Source organism: Serratia sp. 2723, assembly GCF_050434425.1.
Taxonomy (GTDB): domain Bacteria; phylum Pseudomonadota; class Gammaproteobacteria; order Enterobacterales; family Enterobacteriaceae; genus Chania.
Window position 1 is genome coordinate 354,606 of the sequence record NZ_JBNDIN010000001.1, and the last position, 11,499, is coordinate 366,104.

General features: G+C 57.7%; 13 protein-coding genes. 12 read left to right on the forward strand and 1 reads right to left on the reverse strand.

From position 1 onward, the window contains the following. The first annotated feature begins 99 nt into the window (after window positions 1–99). Genes ABIE29_RS01695 through ABIE29_RS01715 form a run of 5 tightly spaced genes read left to right on the forward strand, consistent with a single transcriptional unit; the run spans window position 100 to window position 4,528 of the window. A complete protein-coding gene (locus ABIE29_RS01695) occupies window positions 100–1,593 on the forward strand; it encodes an APC family permease (protein ID WP_429616553.1) in 1,494 nt (497 codons plus the stop codon). Next, complete coding sequence (locus ABIE29_RS01700) at window positions 1,568–2,155, forward strand: DUF3156 family protein (protein ID WP_429616554.1); 588 nt, start codon at window positions 1,568–1,570, stop codon at window positions 2,153–2,155. The genes ABIE29_RS01695 and ABIE29_RS01700 overlap by 26 nt, the downstream gene beginning before the upstream one ends. Next, the gene (locus tag ABIE29_RS01705) at window positions 2,148–2,930 is read left to right on the forward strand and encodes an SDR family NAD(P)-dependent oxidoreductase (RefSeq protein ID WP_429616555.1); all 783 of its coding nucleotides are present in this window, start codon (window positions 2,148–2,150) and stop codon (window positions 2,928–2,930) included. The genes ABIE29_RS01700 and ABIE29_RS01705 overlap by 8 nt, the downstream gene beginning before the upstream one ends. Window positions 2,931–2,940: 10 nt before the next feature. Then, window positions 2,941–3,732 carry a MoaF C-terminal domain-containing protein gene (locus tag ABIE29_RS01710; protein WP_429616556.1) on the forward strand — a complete coding sequence of 264 codons (792 nt, stop codon included), beginning with the start codon at window positions 2,941–2,943 and terminating at the stop codon, window positions 3,730–3,732. 4 nt (window positions 3,733–3,736) lie between these two features. Further along, a complete protein-coding gene (locus ABIE29_RS01715) occupies window positions 3,737–4,528 on the forward strand; it encodes an SDR family oxidoreductase (RefSeq protein WP_429616557.1) in 792 nt (263 codons plus the stop codon). A 179-nt stretch (window positions 4,529–4,707) separates the two neighbouring features. On the opposite strand, the gene hpaR is transcribed toward ABIE29_RS01715, so the two are convergent. After that, entirely contained in the window at window positions 4,708–5,151 is a 444-nt protein-coding gene (hpaR, locus tag ABIE29_RS01720) for a homoprotocatechuate degradation operon regulator HpaR (protein ID WP_429616558.1), read from the reverse strand. Between the two features lie 260 nt (window positions 5,152–5,411). On the opposite strand from hpaR, the gene ABIE29_RS01725 reads away from it, so the two are divergent. The 7 genes from ABIE29_RS01725 to hpaI all read left to right on the forward strand — a co-directional run bounded on the left by ABIE29_RS01725 (window position 5,412) and on the right by hpaI (window position 11,499). Further along, a complete protein-coding gene (locus ABIE29_RS01725; protein WP_429616559.1) occupies window positions 5,412–6,038 on the forward strand; it encodes a fumarylacetoacetate hydrolase family protein in 627 nt (208 codons plus the stop codon). A gap of 2 nt (window positions 6,039–6,040) precedes the next feature. Next, on the forward strand, window positions 6,041–6,805 hold the full coding sequence (locus ABIE29_RS01730) for a fumarylacetoacetate hydrolase family protein (RefSeq protein ID WP_429616560.1): 765 nt from the start codon (window positions 6,041–6,043) through the stop codon (window positions 6,803–6,805). Beyond that, on the forward strand, window positions 6,802–8,256 hold the full coding sequence (hpaE, locus tag ABIE29_RS01735) for a 5-carboxymethyl-2-hydroxymuconate semialdehyde dehydrogenase (protein ID WP_429616561.1): 1,455 nt from the start codon (window positions 6,802–6,804) through the stop codon (window positions 8,254–8,256). Before ABIE29_RS01730 ends, hpaE begins: the two co-directional genes overlap by 4 nt. Before the next feature lie 92 nt (window positions 8,257–8,348). Beyond that, entirely contained in the window at window positions 8,349–9,206 is an 858-nt protein-coding gene (gene hpaD / locus ABIE29_RS01740) for a 3,4-dihydroxyphenylacetate 2,3-dioxygenase (protein WP_024485491.1), read from the forward strand. Between the two features lie 9 nt (window positions 9,207–9,215). Beyond that, window positions 9,216–9,602 (forward strand): 5-carboxymethyl-2-hydroxymuconate Delta-isomerase, encoded by a 387-nt coding sequence (locus ABIE29_RS01745; protein WP_021179191.1) that lies wholly within the window; start codon window positions 9,216–9,218, stop codon window positions 9,600–9,602. 14 nt (window positions 9,603–9,616) lie between these two features. After that, window positions 9,617–10,420, forward strand: a complete 804-nt coding sequence (gene hpaH / locus ABIE29_RS01750) for a 2-oxo-hept-4-ene-1,7-dioate hydratase (RefSeq protein ID WP_429616562.1) — start codon at window positions 9,617–9,619, stop codon at window positions 10,418–10,420. 281 nt (window positions 10,421–10,701) lie between these two features. Then, window positions 10,702–11,499: a 4-hydroxy-2-oxoheptanedioate aldolase gene (gene hpaI / locus ABIE29_RS01755; RefSeq protein WP_429616563.1), complete on the forward strand. Its 798-nt coding sequence runs from the start codon at window positions 10,702–10,704 to the stop codon at window positions 11,497–11,499.

Below are 11,499 nucleotides of genomic sequence, written 5' to 3' on the forward strand. Positions count from 1 at the left end.
TAAGAACGATAGCCAGCCTTTTCCTTTCCTTCCTATAGTGAGATTACCGCCCTTGGCGGCTACAACACCGGGTCAAAACAACTATAAGAGGAAGTAACCATGAACCTGTCGTCGCGGCTCAGTGCCCAGCTAGAACGGGGCAAGGTCGGGTTCCCCACCACGTTAGCCAGTTCGGTTGGGGTGATTATGGCCAGCCCGGTGATCCTCACCGTTACCAGCGGTTTTGGTATCGGCGGTGATACCTTTGCGCTGGCGATGCTGATCGCCTTTATCATGATGCAAGCCCAGCTCACCACCTTCTCCGAAGCGGCAGCGATCCTGCCCACCACCGGCTCGGTATATGACTATATCTCCTGCGGTATGGGGCGCTTTTTTGCCATTACCGGCACCCTGTCTGCCTATCTGATCGTGCATATCTTTGCTGGCACCGCCGAAGCCATTCTTTCCGGCATCATGGCGCTGGTGAACTTTGAACATCTCAACACCCTGATGGAGAGTAATAACAGCTCATGGATGATTGGCGTAGGCTTGGTGATCATTTTCGGTATTCTGAATGCGTTTGGCATCGAAGCCTTTGGTAAGGCTGAGGTAGTGCTGACGTTCTGCATGTGGAGCACCTTGATGATCTTTTCGATCGCCGGGTTGCTGTTACCGCATGCCGTACCGCTGGAAGGCTGGTTTGGCACCACGCTGGATGTCGGCGATCCCTTTGCGGTGTTCAGCCTGGTCGGTATGGCGATGTTTATGTTCGTCGGCTGCGAGTTGGTGACGCCGATGGCGCCGGAGATTAAACGTTCGCACCGCGTGATCCCACGGGCCATGTCTTTGGGGTTGTGCGGTGTGGCGCTGTGTATGGCGCTATACGGTGCGGCATTGAGTCACCAGGTGGAAAACGTGGTGGTGGATGCGGCCAATAACGTGCACCTGTTGGATACGCCAATGGCTATCCCGGCATTTGCTGGCCAGATTATGGGTAACTTTGGCAAATACTGGCTGGGCGTCGGGCTGCTGCTGGCCGGGGCTGCCACCATCAATACCCTGATGGCGGCGGTGCCACGGATTATCTACGGCATGGTGCTGGACGGCGCTATGCCACGTATCTTCGCTTATCTGCACCCGCGCTTTAAAACTCCGGTGGTGGCGATTGCCGCCGCAGTATTGATCCCCTGCGTTCATGCTTTCGCCATTCAGGGCAATCTGGACCGCATTATGCCGATGGTACTGGCCGCCGTCTGTGCCTGGGGCGTGGCTTATCTGCTGGTCACCTGTTCGGTGGTGATCCTGCGTGTCCGCCGTCCAGATTTGCCACGCGCCTATAAATCGCCGTGGTTCCCGTTGCCACAGATTGTCTCCAGCATCGGTATCGTGCTGGCGATTTTCTACATCACGCCACCGGGCATGAACCCACGCGACGTCTATATCCCGTTTGGCATCATGATCGGCCTGACTTCCGCCTATGCACTGTTCTGGACCCTGTGCGTGCAGAAGGTGGATCCGTTTAAACCGGTGCCGGTCGAAGAGGTGCTGGAGAGCGCCTTCAACAAGGCAGAAGCTGCGGAGGTGGAGTTTGATCGGCTTACTTCCCTCACTTAATCGCTTTTGGCGGCGCGATCCACCTGGCTATCGGCCGGGAACGACGATGGATCGCCTGGCCAATAACCTGCGGCCTTACGCCTGTGAACGGGTGGCTGCGACTCAGCTACGCCTCACCTTGCCACAAGGGCCGGTGATCGAGGTGGCCGAACAGGTGCAATCACTGTTTTTGGCGCATATCGTCACCCACCGTTTTCGTTTACAAGGGAGTATCCGCTTTACCGAGCCGTTGGTGCTCAACATCATCACCGGCGGCTGGTTGCGCCGTAATGGGGTGATTTATCGCACCAAAGCCAAACACGATGGCGCTCGGCGGTTGATCGCCGCGTTGCAGCAATACCCACAAATCGGCGACACGTTAGCCAAGCTCGATTTCCGCCGCGCCACGCTCACGATTAAAGAGGGCGGTTGGCAGTTGGATATCGAGCATTTTGCTGCCTCCGAAGTGGTCAGCCGCTTGCCTGCCAGCCGCCGCTATCTGCGGTTGGAGGCCGAGCAGCGGCGTTTGCTGCTGAGCAGTTTCCTGATGGTCAGCCAGTTGATGGAGAAATGCGATGAGTAGAGTGGTGGTGATCACCGGCGGCGGTACCGGCATTGGCGCTGCTTGTGCGCGTTTGCTGGCGCAGGAGGGCGACCGGGTATTTATCGTTGGCCGCCGCCGCGAACCCTTGAACGCCTTGGCTGATGAGATTGGGGCGCACGCGGTAATGGGCGATGCGGCTAAGGGATCCAGTTGGCAAACCGACATCTTGCCCGCGATTTTAGCGCAGGCCGGGCGCATCGATTGCCTGATTGCCAGCGCTGGCGGGATGGGATTGGGCCGTATTACCGAAGTCACCGATGCCCAGTGGCAGCAGGCGCTGGACAGCAACCTCAATAGCGCGTTTGCCAGCGCCCGGGCCTGTTTGCCGGAGTTGGTGAAGCACGGCGGCAATCTGCTGTTTGTGGCTTCCATCGCCTCGTTGGCCGCCGGGCCGGAGGTGTGTGGCTATGTCACCGCCAAACATGCGCTGGTTGGCCTGATGCGTTCCATCGCCCGCGATTATGGCCCACAGGGCGTGCGTGCCAACGCGGTTTGCCCCGGTTGGGTGACTACGCCGATGGCCGATGAAGAAATGCAGCCGTTGATGGCGGCGCATAACTTAACGCTCGAACAGGCCTATCAGCATGTCTGTCGCGATGTACCGCTGCGCCGCCCGGCCAGTGCGCAGGAGATCGCCCAGGTGTGTCGTTTTCTCTGTTCAACGCAGGCGTCAATTATTACCGGTGCGACGTTGGTGGCCGATGGCGGTTCCACCATTGTCGATGTGCCGACCTTAGCTTTCACTTCCCTGTAAGGAGATTGTCATGAGTTCAGAAGCGGTATTTATTCAGGTTGGCGCGCTGGCGGAAGGTTTCGCCCCACACAGCCATACGCTGGAGCAGCAGGACCTGGCCGGAACTACGCTGGCGTTCCATTTTGCCGAAGCAGAAACGGTGCACTGTCGTTTTAACGACGATCAGACCTTGCAGTGGGGGGAGCAGCGCGTTGACTATCGGGCGACCAGCATTCGCCCTGGGATCCTGTTTATCGATTTTCTCGATCCACAATCTACCAACGGCAGCGTTACGCTGGTGTGCGATCGTCAGCAGGGTAACTTTACCGCCGTCTATGGTCAGTTACCGGATGAGTCACAGGCGCGGTTGGACGCCTTTAGCCGGGTGGAGCAGGGGTTGCCGCTCACGGCGGTGAATGCCGAATTCCGCTTTGGCCGCCTGGATAACAGCAGTGCGCCATTGCCGCAGTTCACCGACGAACTGATCGGGATGCGTAATCTGTATACCTACAGCCCGACGGAACGCTACGAGCATATTTATCTGAACAATAATTTCTACGCCTGGCAGTGCCTGGACGGGGTTGAGAAAGGGCTGGCGGATGTTGATCGCTGCCATTACGTCAAAGTGGCGGAGAAGTTATACCTGTTCGTCTGGCGCGAAAAGATCATTCCGACGTTAGGCGTGGTGATGATCGATCTGCAAGAGATGCGCACCGATGGCAAGATCCTCGGCTATCAGGGCAGTGATTTCAGCAGCCTGAGCAACTTTGCCGTGGGCGCTCACGCGCAGATCCTCAACACCACGCATTACCCTAAGGCTTGAGCCGATGACGGCGATTTATGCCAGTGATGCGTTTGCCGGGCAGGTGGTGCTGGTTACCGGCGGTGCGCAGGGGATTGGCCTGGCGATCGTCAGCGCCTTTGCTCGTTTGGGGGCCAAGGTGGTGATGGCCGATTTACAACGGCAAAAGGCACATGAGGCGGCTGAAAGCCTGGGCCAACAGGGTTGGCAAGTGCAGGCCGCAGCCTGTGATATGGCTGATGCAGGGCAGGTTGCCGAGTTGGTCACACAGACAGCGCAACAGCATCAGCGCTTGGACGTGGTGATCCACAATGCCGCTTATTTTCCGCTAAGGCCGTTTAGCCAGATTGATGCTGAACTGCTGCAACGCACGTTAAGCGTCAATCTGATGGCCCCGTTCTTTCTGGCGCAGGCGGCTTTGCCGTGGATGAAGCGCCAGGGCAGTGGACGTATTCTGGTGACTTCGTCGGTTACAGGGCCAAGGGTGGCCTACCCGGGATTGGCGCACTATGCGGCTTCCAAGGCGGGGGTAAATGGGTTTATTCGCGCTGCTGCCCTGGAGCTGGCATCTGACCATATCACGGTGAATGGCGTGGAGCCGGGGATGATCCGCACGCCTGCGATGGCAAATCTGGGCGGGGAAGCGCTGAATCAGGCGATTGCCGCAGCGGTGCCGCTGGGCAGGTTGGGGGAGCCGGAGGATATCGCGGCAGCGATGATCTTTTTGGCCTCACCGGCTGCGAGTTATATCACCGGCCAGACGCTGGTGGTGGATGGTGGTGCGCTGTTGCCAGAAGCTCAACCTGCTAGTCTCTGAGGATGCCCCTCACCCTAACCCTCTCCCAAAGGGCGAGGGGACCGATCGAGTGGGTTTGAAAATTCGGTGACGCACCTTGTATTAGGGGCGATCGAGTTTGCTGAGATTACCCTCTTTCTCCCCACAGAGCAGGGGCTGTCAGCACCCTCTCCCTGTGGGAGAGGGTTGGGGTGAGGGGACTATTTGTGAGCAACCACGTTGTTAGCATGTTGATCCCCCAAGCGGATCAGCTCGTCGAGTAGCTTCATCAGCTGATCCATCTTCTGCTTCGAAAATGCCGCTTCAATCTCCCCGTATCCCTGCTCTACCTGGTGGCGTGCCAGTTCATACAGTTCCTGGCCCTGCTGGGTGAGGGACACGTACAGCTTGCGCTGATCGTTAACCGGCTTGAGGCGGAAGATTAACTTATCCCGCTCCATGCGCGACAGGATGCCGGTCAGGCTGGGGCGCAGGATGCAGGTCTCTGCGGCCAACTCGTGAAACTCAATGGAACGGCTATCGGCCAATACGCGAATGATGCGCCATTGCTGTTCCGTCAGGTTGTGGCTTTTCAGGATTGGGCGGAAGAACCCCATGGCGGTTTCACGCGCCTGCAACAGGGCGATGGTTAACGATTCATGCATGTCGATGGCCTTGGCTTAATTTTATTAACAACTTAATAGTAGCCAATTTTTGACCGGCGGAGAACGGCAAAACGCGATCCGTCACGTAAAAATCCTGCAAAAAAGGTTAATTTGCTGATTAATAAAGCTAATGTGCATAATTTGTGAATATTTCGTTATCACGATCACAAATTAAATTAACAACGTTGCGTAAATACCGAACAGCGTATAAAAGTATTCATTAATATATTAATGATTGGCGTTCCGTAGAAGGAGTCTGCATGAAAGGCACCGTATTTTCCGTAGCACTTAACCACCGCAGCCAGCTTGATGCCTGGGATCAGGCGTTTCGCGCCGCCCCTTACCAAACGCTGCCCAAGACGCCGGTGTGGTTCATCAAACCGCGCAATACCCATCTTGCCAATGGTGGCAGCATCCCGTTCCCGGCCGGTGAAACCGTGCAAAGTGGCGCAACGCTGGCAGTAGTGATTGGTAGCACCGCAAGCAAGGTGGCAGCGGATAAGGTGGCCGATTATGTAGCCGGATACGCCTTGGCCAATGACGTCAGCCTGCCGGAAACCAGCTTCTATCGTCCGGCGATCAAAGCCAAATGCCGCGACGGTTTCTGCCCGCTGGGAGAGGTTGTTTCACTGGCTAGCACCAGCAACCTGGAAATTACCACCGAAATCAACGGAGTGGAGCAGGATCGCTGGTCAACGGCCGATCTGGTGCGTTCGGTGCCGGAACTGATCGCCGCCATCAGCGATTTTATTACCCTGCAACCGGGGGATGCGGTGCTGATTGGCACGCCACACCGGCGCGTTGAGATCCAGCCGGGTGATCAAGTCACGGTGCGGGCCGCAGGCTTGCCACCCCTTACCAACCACGTGACGCAGGCAGGAGAATAACCATGAGACACGCTCGTATTCGCCATCATGGCCAGATTGTTAACGTCACCGTAGACGACCAGTTAAGCGTTACGCTGCCCGATGGCAGCAAGCTCGATGAGTATGATGTGGAATGGCTGCCACCGGCGCAGGGCACGATATTTGCCCTCGGCCTGAACTATGCCGATCACGCCAGTGAGCTGGAGTTTAAAGCGCCGGAAGAGCCCTTGGTATTCCTTAAAGGGCCAAACAGCCTGACCGGCCACCGCCAGGTTTCCGTGCGACCGGCGCAGGTGGAATATATGCACTATGAAGCCGAGCTGGTGGCGGTGATCGGTAAAACCGCGCGCAACGTCAGCCGCGAGCAGGCGATGGATTACGTGGCCGGTTACACCCTGTGCAACGACTACGCCATCCGCGACTATCTGGAAAACTACTACCGCCCCAATCTGCGGGTGAAAAGCCGCGACACATTGACGCCTATCGGCCCCTACATTGTCGATCGCAACGATGTCGCGGATCCACATAACCTGACGCTCAGCACCTATGTTAACGGTGAACTGCGCCAGCGCGGCACCACCGCCGACATGATTTTCGACATCCCGTACCTGATCGAATACCTGAGTGAATTTATGACGTTGCAGCCTGGCGACATGATCGCCACCGGCACGCCGAAAGGGCTGGCCGACGTGCAGCCTGGGGATGAAATTGTGGTGGAGATCGAAGGCATTGGCCGCTTGGTTAACCACATCATCAGTGAAAAAGATTACGAGGAGAGCAAGGGATGAAAACCATCAACCATTGGATCAACGGCAAGAACGTCGCCAGCAAAGAGTATTTCACCACCACCAACCCGGCTAACGGTGAGGTGCTGGCGGAAGTGGCGTCCGGTGGCCAGCTCGAAATCGACCAGGCAGTAGCTGCTGCTAAAGAAGCTTTCCCGAAATGGGCCAATACGCCGATGAAAGAGCGTGCGCGCCTGATGCGTCGCCTGGGTGAACTGATCGACCAGAACGTACCGCAGATTGCCGAGATGGAAACCGCCGATACCGGGTTGCCGATCCACCAGACCAAAAACGTGCTGATCCCACGCGCTTCGCACAACTTTGAGTTCTTTGCCGAAATCTGCCAGCAGATGAATGGCCGCACCTACCCGGTGGACGACAAGATGCTCAACTACACGCTGATCCAGCCGGTGGGCGTATGTGCGCTGGTGTCGCCGTGGAACGTGCCGTTCATGACCGCGACCTGGAAGACCGCGCCTTGCCTGGCGCTGGGTAACACTGCGGTGCTGAAAATGTCCGAGCTTTCGCCACTGACGGCGGATCGCCTGGGTGAGCTGGCGCTGGAAGCCGGAATTCCTGCCGGGGTGCTGAACGTGGTGCAAGGTTATGGCGCGACGGCGGGTGATGCTTTGGTGCGTCATAAAGACGTGCGTGCGGTGTCCTTCACCGGCGGTACTTCAACCGGCCGTCGCATTATTGAAAGCGCCGGGCTGAAGAAATTCTCGATGGAGCTGGGCGGCAAGTCACCGGTGCTGATCTTTGAGGATGCCGATATCGAGCGGGCGCTGGATGCGGCGCTGTTCACCATCTTCTCGATCAACGGTGAACGTTGCACTGCGGGTTCACGCATCTTTATTCAAGAAAGCATTTACCCGGAATTCATCAAACGCTTTGCCGAGCGTGCCAACCGTCTGCGCGTGGGGGATCCAACCGATCCCAATACCCAGGTTGGAGCCTTAATCAGCCCGCAGCATTGGGAAAAGGTCTCCGGCTATATTCGCCTGGGCATCGAAGAAGGGGCCACGTTGCTGGCTGGCGGCCCGGATAAACCAGCCGGATTGAGCCACGGCAACTTCCTGCGCCCAACGGTGCTGGCCGATGTTAACAACAATATGCGTGTCGCGCAGGAAGAGATCTTCGGGCCGGTGGCCTGCCTCTTGCCGTTCAAATCAGAAGAAGACGGCCTGCGCATGGCCAATGATGTGGAGTACGGCCTGGCGTCGTACATCTGGACGCAGGATGTGAGCAAAGTTCTGCGTCTGGCCCGCAATATCGAAGCGGGTATGGTTTTCGTCAACACCCAGAACGTACGCGATCTGCGCCAGCCGTTTGGCGGGGTGAAATCCTCTGGCACTGGCCGTGAAGGCGGTGAGTACAGCTTCGAAGTGTTTGCCGAGATGAAAAACGTTTGTATCTCCATGGGGGATCACCCGATCCCACGTTGGGGGGTATGAGTTTTCCCCCTCACGCCAGGCTGCGCCAGGAGGGCAGGGTGAGGGGTAGCCCCCTTTCAGACAATAAAACAAACAGAATCATGTGAGGACATATGGGTAAATTAGCTTTAGCCGCAAAAATCACGCACGTTCCCTCGATGTATTTGTCTGAATTACCCGGTGAACATCACGGCTGCCGTCAGGCCGCCATTGATGGTCACAAAGAGATCAGCGCCCGCTGCCGTGAAATGGGCGTCGACACCATTATCGTATTCGACACCCACTGGTTGGTGAACAGCGCCTACCACATCAACTGCAACTCGCATTTCAAAGGGCTTTACACCAGCAACGAGTTGCCGCACTTCATTCGTGACATGACCTATGAATATGACGGCAACCCGGAGCTGGGGCAGATGATTGCCGATGAAGCCCGCAAGCTTGGCGTACGTGCCAAGGCCCACGAGATCCCAAGCCTGGAGCTGGAATACGGCACGCTGGTGCCGATGCGCTACATGAACAGCGACCGGCACTTCAAGGTGATCTCCATTTCTGCCTTCTGCACCGTGCATGATTTTGCCGATAGCCGCCGCCTGGGTGAAGCGATCAAAACCGCGATTGAGAAATACGACGGCACCGTGGCGGTATTGGCCAGCGGCTCGCTGTCACACCGCTTTATCGACGATCAGCGTGCCGAGCAGGGCATGAACAGCTACACCCGCCAGTTCGACCAGCAGATGGATGAACGGGTAGTGAAACTGTGGGAAGAAGGGCGCTTCCGCGAGTTCTGCGAAATGCTGCCGGAGTACGCCGATTACTGCTACGGCGAAGGCAATATGCACGACACCGTGATGTTGCTGGGCCTGCTGGGCTGGGACAAGTATCAGGGCAAGGTGGAGTTCGTTACCCCGCTGTTTGCCAGTTCCGGGACCGGCCAGGTCAACGGCATCTTCCCTCTTCCTGCTCAAGCCTGAGGATACCCAATGCCCCATTTTTACGCTGAATGTACTGACAATATCCGCCGGGAGGCGGATTTGCCCGCGCTGTTCGACAAGGTTAATCACGCGCTGGCGGAAACCGGCATCTTCCCGCTGGCGGGCATCCGTAGCCGCGCCATCTGGCTGGATACCTGGCAAATGGCCGACGGCAAGCAGAACTATGCCTTTGTGCATATGACGCTGAAGATTGGCCACGGCCGCAGCCTGGAAAGCCGCCAACAGGTGGGCGAAATGCTGTTCATCCTGATCAAGGATCACTTTGCCGCGCTGATGGCTAACCGTTACCTAGCGCTCTCCTTCACCATCGAAGAGCTGGATCCGGTGCTCAACTATAAGCAGAACAACGTCCATGCGCTGTTTAGCAAGGACTGAACAAGGAGTGATAAATGCTGGATAAAGACGTACTGAGCCGAGCCGTGCAGCGCCTGCATCAGGCCGAGCAGAGCCGGGAACAGATCCGTGCGCTATCGCTGGATCACCCGGAGATCACTATTGAAGATGCCTATGCTATCCAGCGCCAGTGGGTTGAGCTGAAGATCGCCGAAGGGCGCACTCTGAAAGGGCATAAGATCGGGCTGACCTCGCGCGCCATGCAGGTCAGCTCGCAGATCACCGAGCCGGACTACGGCGCGCTGCTGGACGACATGTTCTTTAACGATGGCAGCGACATTCCGATCGATCGCTTTATCGTGCCACGCGTCGAAGTGGAGCTGTCGTTTGTGCTGGCGAAGCCGCTGAGCGGGCCGAACTGTACGCTGTTTGATGTCTATAACGCTACCGACTATGTGATCCCGGCGCTGGAGATCATTGATGCCCGCAGCCATAACGTCGATCCGCAAACCCAGCGGCCACGCAAGGTGTTCGACACCATTTCCGACAATGCTGCCAACGCCGGTGTGGTGATGGGCGGCAGGCCGATCAAGCCGGATGCGCTGGATCTGCGTTGGATCAGTGCCTTGCTGTATCGCAATGGCGTGATTGAAGAGTCTGGTGTGGCGGCGGCGGTGCTTAATCATCCGGCCAACGGCGTGGCCTGGCTGGCTAACAAGTTGTCCCCGTATGACGTGGAGCTGGAGGCTGGGCAGATCATCCTTGGCGGTTCCTTTACCCGCCCGGTGGCGGCGCGGCGCGGCGATACCTTCCATGCCGACTATGGCCCGATGGGCTGCATCAGTTGCCGGTTTGTCTGATCGTTACCCCTCACCCTAACCCTCTCCCAAAGGGAGAGGGGACCGATCGAGTTGGTCTGAAAGTGCAGTGATTTATCGTATGTACTGGCAGGGGGACTCGAGTGTTGCGGAAATGACCCCGTTCTTCCAAACGAGCAGGGGCCGTCAGCTCCCTCCCAAAGGGAGAGAGAACTCGGGGTTTGCCGAGATGACCCTGTTCTTCCAAACGAGCAGGGGCCGTCGGCTCCCTCTCCTGGGGGAGAGGGTTGGGGTGAGGGGGAAATATTCAAATGGAGAACACGATGTTAACTAACCATTTCAAACAGGCCCTGCAGGAAAAACGTCCGCAGATCGGCCTGTGGCTGGGGCTGTGCAGCAGCTACAGCGCGGAACTGCTGGCCGGAGCCGGGTTCGACTGGCTGCTGATCGACGGCGAACATGCGCCCAACAATGTGCAAACGGTATTGGGCCAGTTGCAGGCCGTTGCGCCTTATCCCAGCCATCCGGTCGTGCGCCCGGCCTGGAACGATCCGGTGCTGATCAAACAGCTGCTGGATGTCGGTGCGCAAACCCTGTTGATCCCGATGATCCAAAACGCCGAACAGGCGCAGGAGGCGGTGCGGGCTACCCGTTATCCACCAAACGGCATTCGCGGAGTCGGTAGTGCGCTGGCTCGTGCCTCGCGCTGGAACCGGGTGCCGAATTACCTGCATCTTGCCGACGGCCAGATGTGTGTTCTGGTGCAGATAGAAACCCGCGAGGCGGTGAAGAATCTGGACGCCATCCTGGAAGTGGAAGGGGTGGACGGCGTCTTTATCGGCCCGGCGGATCTGAGTGCCGACATGGGCTTTGCCGGTAATCCGCAGCATCCCGAAGTGCAGCGCACTATCGACGATGCCATTGCCCGCATCCGTGCCGCAGGCAAGGCTCCGGGCATCCTGATGGCGCAGCAGGAACTGGCGCAGCACTATCTGGCATCCGGTGCGTTGTTTGTTGCCGTTGGCGTGGATACCACCCTGCTGGTGCGGGCGGCAGACTCCCTGCTCGGTAGTTTCAAACAGGATAAACCGGCGGAGCCACCATCCCAGGGCGTTTACTAA